Source organism: Neisseria sp. HMSC066H01, from assembly GCF_001837375.1.
Classification (GTDB): Bacteria; Pseudomonadota; Gammaproteobacteria; order Burkholderiales; family Neisseriaceae; genus Neisseria.
The window spans coordinates 44966-62394 of record NZ_KV832192.1 but is presented as its reverse complement, the minus strand read 5'-3'; the positions used below and the strand labels follow the sequence as shown (position 1 = coordinate 62394).

Below are 17429 nucleotides of genomic sequence, written 5' to 3'. Positions count from 1 at the left end.
AATGCCCGAAGCCAAAAGCCTCGGGCATTTTTAATATTTGGTGGGTCCGGTGGGTTTCGAACCCACGACCAAGGGATTATGAGTCCCCTGCTCTAACCCCTGAGCTACAGACCCGTCAAGAGTAGAAGCGGATTATAGCATAACTTGTTGCTTGTTCAAGATGCCGGGCAAATGTTTCAGACGGCCAGTTGGTTTTCTATTCGGGCATTATGCCGATACACCCAATGCTTCCCAAACTTTCAAAGCATCTGCCGTTGCTTTAACATCGTGAACACGGATGATTTGCGCGCCTCGGGCGACTGTGGCCAAAGCGGCTGCCACGCTGCCGTGTACGCGTTTGGCGGCATCTTGTTCGCCTGTCAGCTCGCCAATCATGCTTTTGCGCGATATGCCGATCAGAAGGGGGAATCCGGTTGCTTCCATCAACTCAGGCAAATGTTGTATCAGGGTAATGTTGTGTTGCAGGTTTTTGCCGAAACCGAAGCCGGGGTCGAGCGTGATGCGTTCAGGGTCAATGCCTGCTTGAACGCATTCTGCCGCGCGTGCTTTTAAATAACGCGCGATTTCTTCGACGACATCTTGATATTGCGGATTAAGCTGCATGGTTTTGGGCAAACCCTGCATGTGCATGAGACACACGCCTGTCGTCGGCTGTTGAGCCAATAATGCGACTGCGCCTTCATCACTCAATGCGGCAACATCGTTGATAATATCGACGCCGCCTTGCGCCAAGGCTTTTTCCATGATTGCCGTGTGGCGCGTGTCCAAGCTGACGGGAACATTCCACTTGGCCACTTCCGCCAAAACCGGCTGCACTCTGGCCCATTCTTCTTCGAGAGAAACATCATCCGCACCCGGGCGGGTAGATTCGCCGCCGATATCAAGAATATCCGCGCCGTCTTTCAGCAGCTGCTCGGCATGTGCCAATGCTGTTGAGACATTTTGCGAATAGGTGCCGCCATCGGATAATGAATCGGGGGTCAGATTGACGATGCCCATGATTTTCGGTTTGTCCAAGGCGATTTCAAATCGGCCTGCCTGCCAAATGCGTGTGTTCATAATGCGTCCATTGATGAAATAATAGGATAGAGGCCGTCTGAAATTTTTCAGACGGTCTTTAGGTTTTGACTTCAAACAGTCAATTACATTCCGCCGTAATTCGGCCCGCTTGCGCCTTCGGGACAAATCCAAGTGATGTTTTGCGTCGGGTCTTTGATGTCGCACGTTTTGCAGTGTACGCAGTTGGCGGCGTTGATTTGCAGGCGCGGGCTGCCGTTTTCTTCGACGATTTCATATACACCAGCCGGACAATAGCGGGTTTCGGGCGAGGCGTATTCTTTGTAGTTTACGTCTATCATGACCTGCGGATTTTTCAGCACCAAATGGTCGGGCTGGTTTTCTTCGTGCGCAAGGTTGGCAAGGAACACGCTGCTCAAGCGGTCGAAGGTCAACACGCCGTCGGGCTTCGGATAATCAATCGGTTTGCATTCGGCTGCTTTTTTGAGCTGCTCGTTGTCTTTGCCGTGATGTTTCAAAGTCCACGGGGCTTTGCCTCTGAAAATCATCTGGTCGATACCGGTATAGATTGAGCCGAGGTAAACGCCCCATTTGAATGACGGACGGACATTGCGCGCGGCGTAAAGCTCTTGATACAGCCAGCTTTGTTCAAAACGTTGCTGATAATCCACTGCCTCTTTGCCGCTGTCGAAGCTTTCCACTTCTTCAAGGTTTTCCAACAAGGGGAACACGGCTTCTGCGGCGAGCATAGCGGATTTCATCGCAGTATGAATACCTTTGATACGCGGCATATTGAGGAAACCCGCCGCATCGCCGACCAAAACGCCGCCTTTGAACGAGAGTTTCGGCAGGCTTTGCAAACCACCTTCAATCAGCGAACGCGCGCCATACGCGATACGGCGGCCGCCTTCAAAGGTTTTGCGGATTTCAGGATGGGTTTTGAAACGTTGGAACTCTTCAAACGGCGACAGATAAGGGTTTTGATAATCCAAACCGACCACAAAGCCGACAGCGACTTTGTTGTCATCAAAGTGATAAATAAACGAGCCGCCGTAGGTTTTGCTGTCTAGCGGCCAGCCTGCACTGTGCATGACCAAACCGGGCTGATGTTTTTCAGACGGCACTTCCCAAATTTCTTTAATGCCCAAGCCGTAAGTTTGCGGCTCGCTGTTTTGGTCGAGCTGGAAGCGTTCGATGATTTGCTTGGAAAGCGAGCCACGGCAGCCTTCGGCAAATATGGTTTGTTGCGCCCAAAGCTCCATGCCGGGCTGGAAACTGTCGGTCGGCTCGCCGTCTTTGCCCACGCCCATATTTCCGGTTGCAATGCCTTTGACCGAACCGTCTTCGTGATACAGCACTTCGGCGGCGGCAAAGCCCGGATAAATTTCCACGCCCAAATTTTCCGCCTGCTCTGCCAACCAGCGGACAACTTCGCCCAAGCTGGCGATGTAGTTCGCATGGTTGTCGAAATTCGGGGTAACCGGCAAGTTGAAGGCTTTTTTCTCGGTCAGGAACAAAACCCTGTCCTTCGTCACTGTACGCGTCAGCGGCGCGCCTTTTTCTTTCCAATCGGGAATCAGCTCACTCAAAGAAATCGGATCGATGATGGCACCGGCAAGCGAGTGCGCACCGGCCTCCGAACCCTTCTCCACCACGCAAACGCTGATTTCACGTCCATTCTTTTCGGCAAGCTGCTTGAGTTTGATGGCGGCAGACAAACCCGACGGGCCTGCGCCGACAATCACGACATCGTATTGCATACTGTCGCGTTCGATGGTTTCTGTCATGGCGGTTCCTGTATTGTCGTTATTAAATTTAATCCGCTAATTATACAGCCTGGACATATAGTTACCAAATACAACAAAAGGCCGTCTGAAACTTTACTCAAATTTCAGACGGCCTTTACTGTATTCAAAAGATTATTGCGCTTTGGTTTCCGTTACAAAACCGATTTTGCTGATACCGGCTTCGCGTGCCGCTTGCAGGGCTTGGTTGACGTAATCGTATTCAACCGCTTTATCCGCCGCAATCGCTACAATCACATCTTCGTTTTTCGCTTTGGCTTCTTTCAGCTTGGCAGTTACCGTTGCCAAATCCACTTTGGTATCGGAATCGCCGCCAACGACATAAGCACCACTGGCATCAATGCTCAAACGCAAAGGATCTTTAGGCTGCTGCTTATCCTCTTTTGCCGCTTTTTCCGAAGCAGTCGGCAACTCCAAAGGAATCGAGTGGGTCAGCACCGGCATGGTAATCATAAATACAATCAGCAACACCAGCATCACGTCCACCAAAGGCGTAACGTTGATATCCGACATCGGCGCATCATCGCCGGAATTCATTGATCCGAAAGCCATGGTTTAATCCTTTTGGTTCAGCAGGCGGACATGCAGGTCATGTGCAAATGCGTCCATATCTTGCGCGATGGTTTTTGTACCGCGATTGAGGAAGTTGTACGCTAATACGGCCGGAATCGCCACAAACAGACCGACGGCAGTCGATACCAAAGCCTCGCCAATCGGACCGGCCACCGCGGCAATGCTCATTTGACCGCTTTCGCTGATGCCGATCAGGGCATGGTAAATACCCCAAACAGTACCCAGCAGGCCGATAAAAGGAGCAGTTGCGCCGATAGAGGCCAAAGCGGTCATGCCGTAGTCGAACTGACGCATGGTTTGGGACATGCTGTTGCGGATATGAACGACCAAGTATTCGTTCAAAGGCAATTCGTCAATCAGCGATTTGCTTGTTGTTTGACGGTAGTTTTGGTATGCGCGCAGAGATTCATCGGCGACACGGCTCATCGGTGCTTCTACCGCTTTGGCTTTCTGTACGGCATCGGCCAGCGTAAACGCATTCAACATCAGCTCTTTTACCTGTGCATTGCCTTTTTTCGCTTTGCAGTATTTGATGCAGCGGATCACGATAACGCTCCACGTTACCACGCTCATCAACAACATCAGGACAAATACACCAATCAGTACCACATCACCTGATTTGAAAACTAAACTTAAATCCATAATTTTTCCAAGTTAAAAATAAAATTAAAATTTCTATCGGGTCATTTAAAACCATTTCCCAACAGCATATATTTTCTAATCCATCAGCTTGTGCCTGGATGCTTATTCGAGCGTGAATTTGACAGGTACTTTAAATTCAGTCCAAACACTTGCATGGCAACTGCCATCCTTAACGGCTTTACGCGCCGCATTATCCAGACGGTTAAAACCACTTGACTTATTCACACTAATTGAATCCACTTTACCGCCCGGACCAACCAAGACTTTCAGTACGACCAAGCCCTCTTCGCCATTTTCAGTTGACATTGTCGGATATGGGGGTCTCGGAATATGGCACGTTCCTTTTGCAGGATTGCCTTTACTGCTGCCGGCACCTGTACCGCTGCCACCACCTCCGCCACCGCCGGTGCCGGAGCCATGTTCGCCTTTTGCACCGCCGCTGCCGGAGCCGCTGCCTTCGCCGCGTCCGCTGCCTGTACCTTTCGTACCGCCGCCGTTGCCTTTACCTTCCCCGTTCAAGGCTTTGCCTTCGCCGCTGCCTTTACCGTTTTCAGCAGTATTCGGCCCGGTTTTGTTGCCTGAGTATTCAGATGCTTTGGGAGATGGTTTAGGCTCTGCCTTCGGCTCTGGTTTTGGTTCAGGTTTTGGCTCGGGCCTCGGCTCAGGTTTGGGTTCCGGCTTAGGCTCGGGCTTAGGTTTCTCGATAGGTTTCGGTTTTTCCTTTTGCTGTACGATATCCGCTTTTTCTTTTTTCGTTACCACAGGTTTGATAACAGGCTTGGGCGGCTCGACAGGCTTAGGTTTGGGTTTGGGTTTAGGTTTCGGCTGTTCGGGGGTAGGCTCCGGTGCAGCAGGCGCGCCTTCGCCCTCAGGGCTGCCGTCGCCTCCGCCGAAATCGCCCAAATCGACAAATTCAATATTCGCCATTTCGACAGGAGGCGGTTTGTGCGCGTGCCATAAAAGTGCAACCAAGCCGACGTGGATCAACGCAACGGAAGTCACGACGGCTGGAGTTAAAATTCGTTTTTTATCCATAATTCCGTTATGTTAATAGCAACAATTCCCGTTTGCAAGTCGTTTTACAGTCAAAATAAGCAGCAATGCTTATATAAAAAGTTTATAGACCTGCTTTTTAAAGGTCGCATATCATAATATGATATTAGCTCTCATTACTAATATTATCAAACAAAAGGTCGTTTTAAAAGATAAGCGGTAAAACAAAACAGCCTATTCTTCTAGCGTTTATGCTATCCGCACATTAAGCCAATATCGAAACCTCGTCAGACCGATAAAAATTCAAATGGTTTCAAATTATCTGTATTTTTTATCCATAAAACATCAGGCCGTCTGAAAACGCTCTTCAGACGGCCTGATTCAAACAAAATCATTTTTTCCGTTTCGCCCTTGGGTGCGCCTCATCATAAACGCGTGCCAAATGGTCGAAATCCAGCTTGGTATAAACTTGCGTGGCGGAAAGATTACTGTGTCCCAACAATTCCTGCACGGCGCGGATATCGCCCGATGCCTGCAAAAGATGGGTGGCGTAGCTGTGGCGCATCATGTGCGGCGAGATATGGCTGGCACTGCCCACACGCACTGCCCACGCCTGTAGGCGTTTTTGGATTTGACGCTGCCCCAGCCTGCCGCCGTTTTTATTGGTGAACAAGGCCTGCTCGCCCTCTTTGGCAATACGCACCGCCAGATAATCGCGTAATGCCGCAATGCTTTTGCCCACCAAAGGCACTTGCCGCTGCTTACCGCCTTTACCATTTACACTGACCCAGCCTTCGTCCAAGACGATACCGTCCAGATTCAACCCTTGTATCTCGCTCAGGCGCAAACCGCTGCCATACATCAATTCAAACATGGCCTTATCGCGTACATCCAACTCGTCATCAACCGGCGCTTGATCAAGGATATGGTTTAAAGGTTCCTGCGGCAACGCTTTGGGCAGTCGTTCGGGCAGGCGCGGCGCTTTCATATTAAACGTCGGGTCGCTTTCCATGACTTCTATCTGCACCAGCCAACTGCAATACTGCCGCCACGCCGACAATTTCCGCGCCAAGCTGCTTTCGCTTAAACCCTTTTGCGACAGCTTTTTCAATGCCGCCACAAAATCACGGCGCGTAGGCAGGCCGTTTTCCAGATTATCGGGCAACAGACGCATCAATTCACTCAAATCGCGCCGATAAGCGGAAACGGTATGCTGCGACTTGCCTTGTTGCGACAAGGTTTTCAGATAGCGCTCAAGATGAAGCGCAAAATTATTTGATTCCGCCATTTCAGACGGCCTCCAATGCTGCTTTCAAGGCCAAAGGCAGACGGCAGACGCGTTGTTTGCCATAGTCGAAACACACCATGCCTGTCTGTACTTTCGCCAACACAAGGCCGTCTGAAATCCTGCGGATACGGTACAGCAAAGAAAAACCCACACCGGCCACGCCTGCCGCCCCCATCTCCACCGACAGCTCATCACCATAATGACCTTGCGCCAAATACTGCACCGCCGCATCCGCCATAATCAGGCCAGCCCCGCCGGCATCCATTTCACTCCAACCCAGCGTCGCCAGCCAACGCATCCTCACTTCATGGCACAAACGCAACACTGCATCGTTCGCCAAATGGCCACCATAGTTCACATCGCCCACCTGCACCGTCAAGGCCGTCTGAAACAAAGGTTTATCACATTCGGCCACCGAAATCCTATCCATTTTGCACACCCGTTTTCAATACTCTGCCATTATAAACCGAGACCCCGCTCGTTAATATATAAAAACAATGTAGCGGCTTGTAGTTTTTCATGGCAAAAAACATTATAATTTATCGGATAAATTTACCCTTCACTACTTCAGGAGCTTCTCATGGCACTCGTATCCATGCGCCAACTGTTGGACCATGCCGCCGAAAACAGCTACGGTCTGCCCGCATTCAACGTTAACAACCTCGAACAAATGCGCGCCATTATGGAGGCGGCCGACCAAGTCAACGCCCCCGTTATCGTTCAAGCATCCGCAGGCGCACGCAAATACGCAGGTGCCCCATTCCTACGCCATCTGATTTTAGCCGCAGTCGAAGAATTCCCGCACATCCCCGTCGTGATGCACCAAGACCACGGCGCATCGCCCGATGTATGCCAACGCTCCATCCAACTGGGTTTCTCCTCCGTCATGATGGACGGCTCGCTGCTCGAAGACGGCAAAACTCCGTCTACCTACGAATACAACGTCAACGCCACCCGTACCGTGGTTAACTTCTCCCACGCTTGCGGCGTGTCCGTTGAAGGCGAAATCGGCGTATTGGGCAACCTCGAAACCGGCGAAGCCGGCGAAGAAGACGGCGTAGGCGCAGTGGGCAAACTTTCCCACGACCAAATGCTGACCAGCGTTGAAGATGCCGTACGTTTCGTTAAAGATACCGGCGTGGACGCATTGGCTATTGCCGTCGGCACCAGCCACGGCGCATACAAATTCACCCGTCCGCCCACAGGCGACGTATTGCGTATCGACCGCATCAAAGAAATCCACCAAGCCCTACCCAACACCCACATCGTGATGCACGGCTCCAGCTCCGTTCCGCAAGAATGGCTGAAAGTCATCAACGAATACGGCGGCAAAATCGGTGAAACCTACGGCGTACCCGTAGAAGAAATCGTCGAAGGCATCAAACACGGCGTGCGCAAAGTCAACATCGACACCGACTTGCGCCTTGCCTCTACCGGCGCCATCCGCCGCTTCATGGCAGAAAACCCATCCGAATTCGACCCACGCAAATACCTAAGCAAAACCATCGAAGCCATGAAACAAATCTGTCTTGACCGCTACCTCGCATTCGGTTGCGAAGGCCAAGCCGACAAAATCAAACCGATTTCTTTGGAAAAAATGGCAACCAAATACGCCAAAGGCGAATTGAACCAAATCATCAAATAATCTGTACATCGGATTGATACTAAGGCCGTCTGAAAACTTGGCAATAAGGTTTCAGACGGCCTTGACTTTTGGAAACTTATAGTAAAATCCCCCTCGACTACCCATCAAAACACATCGAAAGCAAACATGAAACTCGCCGTTATTTTGCCGGCCTATTGTGCCGAAGCTTATTTGCCCGAATGCTTGGATTCGGTATTGAATCAAACATTCCGCAACTTTTTCGTCATCGCCGTCAACGATGCCTCAAAAGACAAAACCGGCGAAATCCTCGAGGCTTACGCAGCCAGAGATTCACGTTTGCAGGTTTTCCACCTTCCGGAAAACAGGGGCGAGCCGTTTGTCTGCCAATTTGCCATGGATATGCTCAAAGATATAGAGGTTGAATACGTGGCGCGGATGGACGCGGACGATATTTGCACTCTGGATCGTTTTGAAAAACAAATTCAGTTTTTAGACAGCCATCCCGAAATCGATATTGTCGGCAGCCAAGCCACCATCTTTTTCGACGACCAAACCGGAAGAGAACCCGTTTTAAGCGATTTGCCCCTGCTCGACAAAGACATTAAAGCCTTTTTCTCCAGGGCCGCTCAAAATATGTTCAACCCCACCACCATGTGGCGGCACGACAGCATTAAAAACCTCGGGATAAACTACACCGCGACGGAAACCGCGCCCGATTTCCATATGTGGGTGCAATGCGCCCTACATGGCAAAACCTTTGCCAATCTGCCCGAACCTTTGTTGTTTTACAGGATACACCAAACTCAAGAAAGCAAAAAAAGAGACAAAATCAACAGATCCGTCCAATACACCATGGAGTTGTGGATCAGTCATCTCTTCCCTGATTTGAACGCAACGGAAGTAACGCTCTTAAGCCGCATCTTGTACGAAAAGCAACTGCGCTTGACCACAGAAGAGCTGAAAACCATTTTTGCCGCCTATGACAGAATCAGCAAAGATCGCAGCATTTCATTGTTTGGCGAAGACCGCAATACCATGTTCGACATGATAGACAAGTTCTTCAATTTCTTAAAAAGTCAGTTAAAATTCACTTAAATCATAAAAGGCCGTCTGAAACCTAAGTTTCAGACGGCCTTTGTCTATTTCAAGATCAATCTAAATCAGAACAAGCCGTGAATCACGCCGTCTGCGTCCACATCGATTTTCTCAGCAGCCGGAACTTTCGGCAGACCCGGCATTTTCATCATATTGCCGCACAACGCAACGATGAAGCCTGCGCCAGCGGAAACCGTGATACCGCGCACAGTAATGCGGAAGCCTTCGGGGCAGCCCAACAGTTTGGCGTTGTCGCTCAAAGAGTATTGGGTTTTCGCCATGCAGATCGGCATTTTGTCCAAGCCCAGTTTTTCCAGTGAAGCGATTTCGGCAGACGCTTCCGCGCTGAAATCAACATCTTCCGCGCCGTACACTTTTTGGGCAATCGCACGGATTTTGTCTTTAATACTCAACTCAACATCGTAGGCGAAGCCGAAGTTATTCGGTTGATTTTCAATGGCGTTGACGACTTTGTGCGCCAAATCCGCGCCACCCGCGCCGCCTTTGCCCCATACTTCGGTCAGGGAAACTTCGACACCGTGTTCCGCGCAGGCTTTTTCAATCATGGCCAACTCGGCATCGGAGTCGGACACGAAGCGGTTGATGGCAACCACCACAGGCAGGCCGAATACGTTTTTCAGGTTGGAAATGTGTTTCAAGAGATTAGGCAGGCCTTTTGCCAAAGCGTCGAGGTTTTCTTCGCCGAGGTTGGCACGTTCTACGCCGCCGTTGTATTTCAACGCGCGGACGGTGGCCACGACAACAGCCGCATCAGGTTTCAAATCCGCCAGACGGCATTTGATGTCGCAGAATTTTTCCGCACCCAAATCCGCGCCGAAGCCTGCTTCGGTTACAGCGTAATCGGCAAGGTGTTTCGCCAGGCGGGTGGCGGTAACGGAGTTGCAGCCGTGGGCGATGTTGGCAAACGGGCCGCCGTGTACAAAGGCAGGCGTACCTTCGATAGTTTGTACCAAGTTAGGCTTAATCGCATCTTTGAGCAATGCCGCCATCGCGCCATTCGCTTTCAAATCTTTGGCGTAAACGGGGCTGCCGTCTTTGGCGTAGGCGACAAGAATGTTGCCCAAACGCTCTTTCAAATCGCTGATGTCTTTGGCAAGACAGAATACCGCCATCACTTCGGAGGCAACGGTAATGTCAAAACCGTCAGGACGCATCACGCCGTCAACAGGTTTGCCCATGCCGTCGATGATGTTGCGCAACTGACGGTCGTTCATATCGACCACGCGACGCCACAGCACGCGTTTCGGATCGATGTTCAACTCATTACCTTGATAGATATGGTTGTCGAGCATAGCGGCGAGTAAGTTATTCGCCGCGCCGATGGCGTGGAAGTCGCCGGTGAAGTGCAGGTTGATGTCTTCCATCGGCAAAACTTGGGCATAGCCGCCGCCCGCCGCGCCGCCTTTAACGCCGAACACCGGTCCCAAAGAAGGCTCACGCAGGGCGATAACCGAGTCTTTGCCGATATGGCGCAATGCATCCGCCAAACCGATGGTCACGGTGGTTTTACCCTCACCCGCAGGAGTCGGATTAATGGCGGTAACCAAAATCAGACGGCCTTGTTTTTGCGGCAGCTTGAATGCTTCGGCAGGATTGATTTTGGCTTTGTAATGGCCATAGGGCTCGATGTTGTCAACGTTCAAACCCAGCTTGGCGGCAATTTCACCAATCGGGCGCATGGTGGAAGACTGGGCAATTTCAGCATCGGTTTTGAAGCTCATGATTTTCCTTTATTGAGTGAGGGAAGGCCGTCTGAAACAATCTCAAGAGACGGCTGGAAGAAAAAGAATATTCGTTCTATTATAACGTTTTCCAAAGATAAACCGCAGTGAAAATTTCGATATTTCATCAATAAGCGGATTCATATTGTCAACAATTCAAAACAAAAGGAAAAAACATGAGCAGCAACGCATGGCTGTTTTGGGCATTGGCATCGGCAGGCTTTGCCTCATTGACCGCCATCTTCGCCAAAATGGGTTTACAAGGAATAGATTCTGATTTTGCCACCTTTATCCGCACCTTGGTCATCCTCGCCGCTTTGGTATTGTTTTTAACCTACACCGGCAAATGGCAGGGCGTGAACGGCTTTACCGGCCACAACTGGACATTCCTCATCCTATCCGGCCTCGCTACCGGCGCATCCTGGCTCGCCTACTTCAAAGCCCTGCAATTGGGCAACGCCTCACAAGTCGCGCCCGTCGACAAATTCAGCCTGGTCTTGGTCGCCCTGATGGCCGTCGTATTCTTAGACGAACGCCCGAGCACGCAGGAATGGATAGGTTTAGGCCTGGTAACCGCAGGCGTATTGACTTTGGCTTTGAAACGATAAAGATTGGGACATCAAAAAAGGCCGTCTGAAAAATTTCAGACGGCCTTTGCTTTACTTCAAACAATCAGCTCACAATTAATTTGAACCGACTTTGATTTTTTGCCACAAGTTGACAGACAGTTTTTTCGCATCTGCGCTCATTTGAGGCATCACGAAACCGTCTTTCATGTCTTGCTCGTTCGGGAAAATAGAGCGAGTGTTCACCAGCTCGGCAGGCATTTTTTCGCGTGCAGGTTTGCTGGCCGGTGCAAAGGTTACGGCGATACCGTTTTTCGCAGCCACTTCGGGATCAAGCGTGTAGTTGATGTATTTGTGGGCATTGGCGATGTTTTTCGCATCGGCCGGAATCAGCCAAGATTCAATCCAGAAGCCCATGCCTTTCGGCGTCAACACTTCGATGCCGACGTTGTTTTTCACTTCTTCGGAACGCGCTTTGGCCAAGTTCAAGTCGCCGCCGTTACCTGCCGCCAAGCAGATATCGCCGCGCGCCAGTTCGTCAATGATGGAAGGGCTGAAACGTTTTACATCAGGACGGATAGACTTCAACACTTCCGCCGCCGCTTTCAAATCTTCAGGATTCGAGCCTTTAGGATCTTTACCCAAGTAGTTCAACAAGATTGGGAACATTTCGCTCGGTGTATCCCACAAAGCGATGCCGCAAGATTTCAGCTTGTTGGTGTATTCAGGTTTGAACAGCAAATCCCAGCCGTTTTCAGGCAGTTTGCCGCCCAAAAGCTCCTTACCCTTCGCCGTAATCGCAATCGTATTCACACCTGAGAAGTATGGGACGGCGTATTGATTGCCCGGATCGGCAGTTTCCAACATCTTCAGCAATTCAGGATCGATGTTTTTATAGTTCGGAATCAGGTCCTTATTGATTTTTTGGTATGCACCTGCCTCAATTTGGCGCGGCAGGAAGGCAATACCGGGCACAACCAAGTCATAGCCGGATTTACCGGTCAGCATTTTGGCTTCCAGCGTTTCGTTGTTTTCATACAAATCGTAAGTCAGCTTCAAATTGTTGGCTTTTTTGAAGTCTTCGACTGTACTTTCGTCAACGTAGTTTGACCAGTTGTAGATATTCAAAGTATCGGTGGCGGCTGCTTCGGCATTGGCAGCAGGCGCGCTGCCTGCTTGAGGTTGCTCGGCTTTTTTCTCGCCACCGCCGCACGCGGCCAAAGACAATGCGGCCAATACGGCTAATACAGATTTTTTCATACGGGCAGATTCCTGATGAAAGAGTGGTTAATGTCAATAAATAAGAAACCCTGCACCCCATAAACACCCCGGCGCAGAGTTAGGCTATTGTAATGGAAACGTAAGCAAACGCAAAGCAATATCCATCTGATTTTTATTGAAATAAGGCAAAGCAACACCATCTTTTTACCAAAAGCGTTGCACCGGCTGTCGTTTTTGGGCAAAATACGGCTGATTTGCGCGCGTTTATAGAGAAAAAGCTTGCATACAAGGAAATCTGTCTTTAAAATTGCGCGTTTACAGAATTTATTTTTCAGGAGATATTCAATATGGCAAACAGCGCACAAGCCCGCAAACGTGCCCGCCAGTCGGTTAAACAACGCGCCCACAACGCCAGCCTGCGTACTGCATTCCGTACCGCTGTGAAAAAAGTGTTGAAAGCAGTTGAAGCCGGTGACAAAGCTGCTGCTCAAGCAGTTTACCAAGAATCCGTTAAAGTCATCGACCGCATCGCTGACAAAGGCGTATTCCACAAAAACAAAGCAGCCCGTCATAAAAGCCGTCTGTCTGCTAAAGTAAAAGCTTTGGCTTAATACTGACGCAGATGCCGGAAATCCTGACAATCAAAACAGGATGAATCGAGCTGATACGATGCCCCTGAGGTCCTGCCTTTCAGGGGCATTGCCGTATTCACAGCCCAAACCGACCAAATAAACCTATTTACCCCTTCATCAGGCCGTCTGAAAAACAACGGAAACTCTCATGAACAAGATGTTGAAACATTCCCTAAGTATCGGATTCATTGCCGCCGCCCCGCTGGCTGCCGCCGATACCGCCCTACACTGCACCACCATTCAAGACAACGCCACCCGTTTGGCGTGTTACGACAACATCTACTCGGCGCAACTCCCCCCTCAATCCCCACTACCGCAAGCACAAACCGAAACGGCCAAAACACCGGTTGACCTCGAAAAAAGCGTGCGCAAGAGCATTGAGAAAAAAGAAGCGGCCATTGTATTCGACAATCCTACCCACCCAAATATTTCAGACGACGTATTAAGTGAAACTGCCGACAGCTACACACCTCTAAGCCTGATGTACGATTTGGATAAAAACGACACGCGCGGCCTATTGAGCGTACGCGAGCACAACCCTATGTACCTCATGCCCGTTTGGTACAACAGTAGCCCCAACTATTACCCGGAATCCCCCAGCCGCGGCGTAACCACACAGGAAAAATTCAGCGAGCAAAAACGCCTCGAAACCAAAATGCAGGTTTCTTTCAAAAGCAAGATTGCCGAAGATTTATTCAAAACCCGTGCCGACGTATGGTTTGGCTACACCCAAAAATCCGACTGGCAAATCTTCAACCAAGGCCGCAAATCCGCCCCGTTCCGCAATACCGACTACGAGCCTGAAATTTTCATTACCCAACCCGTTAAAGCAGACCTGCCTTTCGGCGGCAAACTGCGCATGGTTGGCGCAGGTTTTGTTCACCAGTCCAACGGTCAAAGCCGACCAGAATCGCGATCATGGAACCGGGTTTACGCCATGGCCGGTATGGAATGGGGCAAGCTGACCGTTATTCCTAGAGTTTGGATGCGCGCCTTCGACCAAAAAGGAGACGACGATGACAATCCGGACATCAACAAATACATGGGTTACGGCGACTTAAAAGTCCAATACCGCTTCAATGACAAACAAAATGTTTATTCCGTCCTGCGTTACAATCCGAAAAGCGGACGCGGTGCCGTTGAAGCTGCTTATACCTTCCCACTCAAAGGCAAACTCAAAGGCGTTGTCCGCGGTTTCCACGGCTATGGCGAAAGCCTGATTGACTACAACCACAAACAAAACGGCATCGGCTTCGGCCTGATGTTCAACGACTGGGACGGCATCTAAATGACCCCATATTGTTTCAGACGGCCTTTGCAATCAAGGCGGCCGTCTGAAACAATAAGACAAAACAAGCCATTCGTTTAAAATACTCGTTTCCTAGCGTCCAAACGCGTATAATGCAAAGTTTGGGCAAAACTTGCCGGAATGAAACAAAGATGACAGAAGCCGCAGCCGAAAGCGGAAAAATCGCCAAGGCTTTAAAGAAATACCTGATTACAGGCGTGCTGGTTTGGTTGCCGATTGCCGTAACCATCTGGGCGATGAGCTATATCATCTCCGCCGCCGACAGACTGATCAACCTATTACCGGAAAGCTGGCAGCCCCAGCATTTCTGGGGGTTCAACATTCCCGGCTTGGGCATCGTCGCCGCCACAGTCGTCTTGTTCGTTACCGGCGTATTCGCCGCCAACGTATTGGGCAGACGGATTCTCGGCGCATGGGACAGCCTTTTAGGACGTATTCCCGTCGTCAAATCCATCTACTCCAGCGTTAAAAAAGTTTCCGAATCTCTGCTCTCCGACAGCAGCCGCTCGTTCAAAACCCCCGTACTGGTTCCCTTTCCGCAACCGGGCATTTGGACGATAGCCTTTGTTTCCGGCCATATCCCCGCCAAACTCAAAGGCAGCCTGCCGCAAGATGACGACTATATTTCCGTTTACGTCCCAACCACGCCCAACCCGACCGGCGGCTATTACATCATGGTGAAAAAAAGCGACGTGCGCGAGCTGGACATGAGCGTGGATCAGGCATTGAAATATGTGATTTCGCTGGGCATGGTGATGCCGGACGACTTACCGGTTAAATCCCTGCCCGCCCAAAAACCGTCTAAAGACGGTGATACCGAACACAACAATTAAGGTCTTCTTTTTTCAGACGGCCTTTCCTTCTTTTCAAATTGAACAATATAAAAAGGTGATTTTATGCGTACCAACTATTGCGGCCTTATCAGCGAGCAATACTTAGGCCAAACCGTTACCGTCAAAGGCTGGGTACACCGCCGACGCGACCACGGCGGTGTGATTTTTATCGACCTGCGCGACCGCGAAGGCATCGTTCAAGTCGTGATTGACCCTGACACTCCGGAAGCATTTGCCGCTGCCGACTCTTCCCGCAACGAATACGTTTTGAGCATTACCGGCCGCGTACGCAACCGTCCCGAAGGTACGACCAACGACAAAATGATTTCCGGCAAAATCGAAATTCTCGCCAAAGAAATCGAAGTGTTGAACGCCGCTGCTACGCCTCCGTTCCAAATTGATGACGAAAACATCAGCGAAAACGTGCGCCTGACCAACCGTGTTATCGACCTGCGCCGTCCTACCATGCAACGCAACCTGCGCCTGCGTTATCAAGTGGCCATGGGCGTTCGCCGTTATCTGGACGCGCAAGGCTTCATCGACATCGAAACGCCGATGCTGACCCGCTCCACTCCGGAAGGCGCGCGCGACTACCTCGTACCAAGCCGCGTTCATCCGGGCGAATTCTTCGCGCTGCCGCAATCTCCACAATTGTTCAAACAACTGTTGATGGTGGCCGGTTTCGACCGTTACTACCAAATTACCAAATGTTTCCGCGACGAAGATTTGCGTGCCGACCGTCAACCTGAATTTACCCAAATCGACTTGGAAACCTCGTTCTTGAACGAGGATGAAATCATGGACATTACCGAAGGCATGGCCAAACAAGTCTTCAAAGACGCATTGGGCGTGGATTTGGGCGACTTCCCACGCATGCCTTACTCTGAAGCCATGTTCTACTACGGCTCTGACAAACCGGACATGCGCATCAACTTGAAATTTACCGAGCTGACCGACCTGATGAAAACGGAAGAATTTAAAGTTTTCCGTGGCGCAGCCGACATGAAAGGCGGTCGCGTGGTTGCACTGCGCGTGCCGAACGGCGCGAAATTCAGCCGCAAAGAAATCGACGAATACACCAAATTTGTCGGCATCTACGGCGCGAAAGGCCTGGCATACATCAAAGTAAACGATGTGAACAACCTCTCCAACGGCGAAGACAGCGGCCTGCAATCTCCAATCGTCAAATTCCTGTCTGAAAACGCCCTGAAAGAAATCATCGAGCGTACCGGCGCGCAAAACGGCGACATCATCTTCTTCGGCGCAGACAAAGCCAAAGTCGTGAACGAAGCCATCGGCGCGCTGCGTATCAAAGTCGGTTTGGAACACGGCAAAGACAACGGCTACTTCGTAGACGAATGGAAACCTTTGTGGGTTGTCGATTTCCCAATGTTCGAATACGACGAAGAAGCCGACCGCTACGTTGCCGTACACCATCCGTTTACCGCACCTAAAGAAGGTCATGAAGACCTGATGGTTTCCGATCCTGCAAACTGCCTGGCCCGTGCCTACGACATGGTATTGAACGGCTGGGAAATCGGCGGCGGCTCTATCCGTATCCACCGTGCAGACGTACAAGAGAAAGTGTTTGCCGCGCTGAAAATCAGCCCTGAAGAACAACAAGAGAAATTCGGCTTCCTCTTGGACAACCTGAAATTCGGTGCGCCTCCTCACGGCGGCCTTGCATTCGGCCTCGACCGTCTGGTTACCCTGATGACCGGTGCCGAGTCCATCCGCGACGTGATTGCCTTCCCGAAAACACAACGTGCACAATGTCTGCTGACCAATGCGCCCAATGTGGTCGACGACAAACAGCTGCGCGAGTTGAGCCTGCGTCTGCGTCAGAAAGCAGTTGAAACAAAAGAAGCATAATTTATCGGCTTAACCTTTAAAATATCAAGGCCGTCTGAAAAATTTGAAATTTCTTTCAAATTTTTCAGACGGCCTTTCTGTATCCTAGTCGTTTATATATAATCAACTTATAAACTGTTTTATTTTAAACGTTCACTTTAATGACGTTAGAGTATAAAAAACAACCGTTTGTAAGAAAAACAAACAAATAAGCTCCACAAGCACTATCATGACTGTTACAACAATAAAGGAACCC

At 50.4% G+C, this 17429-nt stretch carries 16 protein-coding genes and 1 tRNA gene; 7 read left to right on the top strand and 10 right to left on the bottom strand.

Translation table 11 applies throughout. From position 1 onward, the window contains the following. Positions 1–38: 38 nt before the first annotated feature. From HMPREF2551_RS02265 to HMPREF2551_RS02230, 8 genes are all read right to left on the bottom strand, one after another. A tRNA-Ile gene (locus HMPREF2551_RS02265) sits at positions 39–114 on the bottom strand. A gap of 93 nt (positions 115–207) precedes the next feature. Beyond that, on the bottom strand, positions 208–1059 hold the full coding sequence (gene folP, locus HMPREF2551_RS02260; RefSeq protein WP_070836968.1) for a dihydropteroate synthase: 852 nt from the start codon (positions 1057–1059) through the stop codon (positions 208–210). Positions 1060–1142: 83 nt separating this feature from the next. Continuing rightward, complete coding sequence (locus HMPREF2551_RS02255; RefSeq protein ID WP_070836967.1) at positions 1143–2804, bottom strand: electron transfer flavoprotein-ubiquinone oxidoreductase; 1662 nt, start codon at positions 2802–2804, stop codon at positions 1143–1145. Positions 2805–2936: 132 nt separating this feature from the next. After that, positions 2937–3374, bottom strand: a complete 438-nt coding sequence (locus HMPREF2551_RS02250; RefSeq protein WP_003686804.1) for an ExbD/TolR family protein — start codon at positions 3372–3374, stop codon at positions 2937–2939. 3 nt (positions 3375–3377) lie between these two features. Then, entirely contained in the window at positions 3378–4037 is a 660-nt protein-coding gene (locus HMPREF2551_RS02245; protein WP_036492013.1) for a MotA/TolQ/ExbB proton channel family protein, read from the bottom strand. Between the two features lie 102 nt (positions 4038–4139). After that, a complete protein-coding gene (locus HMPREF2551_RS02240; RefSeq protein ID WP_070836966.1) occupies positions 4140–5072 on the bottom strand; it encodes an energy transducer TonB in 933 nt (310 codons plus the stop codon). A gap of 349 nt (positions 5073–5421) precedes the next feature. After that, positions 5422–6318, bottom strand: a complete 897-nt coding sequence (locus HMPREF2551_RS02235; RefSeq protein ID WP_070836965.1) for a tyrosine recombinase XerC — start codon at positions 6316–6318, stop codon at positions 5422–5424. Between the two features lies 1 nt (position 6319). Further along, the gene (locus HMPREF2551_RS02230; protein WP_070836964.1) at positions 6320–6748 is read right to left on the bottom strand and encodes an acyl-CoA thioesterase; all 429 of its coding nucleotides are present in this window, start codon (positions 6746–6748) and stop codon (positions 6320–6322) included. Between the two features lie 150 nt (positions 6749–6898). Between HMPREF2551_RS02230 and fba the strand changes: the two genes are divergently transcribed. Then, the gene (gene fba / locus HMPREF2551_RS02225; protein WP_070836963.1) at positions 6899–7963 is read left to right on the top strand and encodes a class II fructose-bisphosphate aldolase; all 1065 of its coding nucleotides are present in this window, start codon (positions 6899–6901) and stop codon (positions 7961–7963) included. Between the two features lie 126 nt (positions 7964–8089). Then, positions 8090–9019 carry a glycosyltransferase family 2 protein gene (locus HMPREF2551_RS02220; RefSeq protein ID WP_003748400.1) on the top strand — a complete coding sequence of 310 codons (930 nt, stop codon included), beginning with the start codon at positions 8090–8092 and terminating at the stop codon, positions 9017–9019. Positions 9020–9084: 65 nt separating this feature from the next. Here the strand turns inward: HMPREF2551_RS02220 and HMPREF2551_RS02215 are convergent, their stop codons facing one another. After that, positions 9085–10761 carry a formate--tetrahydrofolate ligase gene (locus HMPREF2551_RS02215; protein WP_036492026.1) on the bottom strand — a complete coding sequence of 559 codons (1677 nt, stop codon included), beginning with the start codon at positions 10759–10761 and terminating at the stop codon, positions 9085–9087. A gap of 176 nt (positions 10762–10937) precedes the next feature. On the opposite strand from HMPREF2551_RS02215, the gene HMPREF2551_RS02210 reads away from it, so the two are divergent. After that, the gene (locus HMPREF2551_RS02210; RefSeq protein ID WP_070825635.1) at positions 10938–11369 is read left to right on the top strand and encodes an EamA family transporter; all 432 of its coding nucleotides are present in this window, start codon (positions 10938–10940) and stop codon (positions 11367–11369) included. A gap of 75 nt (positions 11370–11444) precedes the next feature. On the opposite strand, the gene HMPREF2551_RS02205 is transcribed toward HMPREF2551_RS02210, so the two are convergent. After that, positions 11445–12587, bottom strand: a complete 1143-nt coding sequence (locus HMPREF2551_RS02205; protein WP_036492029.1) for an extracellular solute-binding protein — start codon at positions 12585–12587, stop codon at positions 11445–11447. 308 nt (positions 12588–12895) lie between these two features. Between HMPREF2551_RS02205 and rpsT the strand changes: the two genes are divergently transcribed. The 4 genes from rpsT (at position 12896) to aspS (ending at position 17194) form a co-directional block, all read left to right on the top strand. Beyond that, positions 12896–13159 carry a 30S ribosomal protein S20 gene (rpsT, locus tag HMPREF2551_RS02200; RefSeq protein ID WP_002212556.1) on the top strand — a complete coding sequence of 88 codons (264 nt, stop codon included), beginning with the start codon at positions 12896–12898 and terminating at the stop codon, positions 13157–13159. Between the two features lie 169 nt (positions 13160–13328). Continuing rightward, entirely contained in the window at positions 13329–14468 is a 1140-nt protein-coding gene (locus HMPREF2551_RS02195; protein WP_049348761.1) for a phospholipase A, read from the top strand. A 152-nt stretch (positions 14469–14620) separates the two neighbouring features. Then, positions 14621–15322: a DUF502 domain-containing protein gene (locus HMPREF2551_RS02190; RefSeq protein ID WP_036492048.1), complete on the top strand. Its 702-nt coding sequence runs from the start codon at positions 14621–14623 to the stop codon at positions 15320–15322. A gap of 63 nt (positions 15323–15385) precedes the next feature. After that, complete coding sequence (gene aspS, locus HMPREF2551_RS02185) at positions 15386–17194, top strand: aspartate--tRNA ligase (RefSeq protein ID WP_070836962.1); 1809 nt, start codon at positions 15386–15388, stop codon at positions 17192–17194. Positions 17195–17429: the final 235 nt, after the last annotated feature.

Bases quoted from the DNA above. Each gene is read 5' to 3' on its own strand.
- folP (WP_070836968.1), bottom strand. From the start codon at position 1,059: ATGAACACACGCATTTGGCAGGCAGGCCGATTTGAAATCGCCTTGGAC.
- HMPREF2551_RS02255 (WP_070836967.1), bottom strand. From the start codon at position 2,804: ATGACAGAAACCATCGAACGCGACAGTATGCAATACGATGTCGTGATT.
- HMPREF2551_RS02250 (WP_003686804.1), bottom strand. From the start codon at position 3,374: ATGGCTTTCGGATCAATGAATTCCGGCGATGATGCGCCGATGTCGGAT.
- HMPREF2551_RS02245 (WP_036492013.1), bottom strand. From the start codon at position 4,037: ATGGATTTAAGTTTAGTTTTCAAATCAGGTGATGTGGTACTGATTGGT.
- HMPREF2551_RS02240 (WP_070836966.1), bottom strand. From the start codon at position 5,072: ATGGATAAAAAACGAATTTTAACTCCAGCCGTCGTGACTTCCGTTGCG.
- HMPREF2551_RS02235 (WP_070836965.1), bottom strand. From the start codon at position 6,318: ATGGCGGAATCAAATAATTTTGCGCTTCATCTTGAGCGCTATCTGAAA.
- HMPREF2551_RS02230 (WP_070836964.1), bottom strand. From the start codon at position 6,748: ATGGATAGGATTTCGGTGGCCGAATGTGATAAACCTTTGTTTCAGACG.
- fba (WP_070836963.1), top strand. From the start codon at position 6,899: ATGGCACTCGTATCCATGCGCCAACTGTTGGACCATGCCGCCGAAAAC.
- HMPREF2551_RS02220 (WP_003748400.1), top strand. From the start codon at position 8,090: ATGAAACTCGCCGTTATTTTGCCGGCCTATTGTGCCGAAGCTTATTTG.
- HMPREF2551_RS02215 (WP_036492026.1), bottom strand. From the start codon at position 10,761: ATGAGCTTCAAAACCGATGCTGAAATTGCCCAGTCTTCCACCATGCGC.
- HMPREF2551_RS02210 (WP_070825635.1), top strand. From the start codon at position 10,938: ATGAGCAGCAACGCATGGCTGTTTTGGGCATTGGCATCGGCAGGCTTT.
- HMPREF2551_RS02205 (WP_036492029.1), bottom strand. From the start codon at position 12,587: ATGAAAAAATCTGTATTAGCCGTATTGGCCGCATTGTCTTTGGCCGCG.
- rpsT (WP_002212556.1), top strand. From the start codon at position 12,896: ATGGCAAACAGCGCACAAGCCCGCAAACGTGCCCGCCAGTCGGTTAAA.
- HMPREF2551_RS02195 (WP_049348761.1), top strand. From the start codon at position 13,329: ATGAACAAGATGTTGAAACATTCCCTAAGTATCGGATTCATTGCCGCC.
- HMPREF2551_RS02190 (WP_036492048.1), top strand. From the start codon at position 14,621: ATGACAGAAGCCGCAGCCGAAAGCGGAAAAATCGCCAAGGCTTTAAAG.
- aspS (WP_070836962.1), top strand. From the start codon at position 15,386: ATGCGTACCAACTATTGCGGCCTTATCAGCGAGCAATACTTAGGCCAA.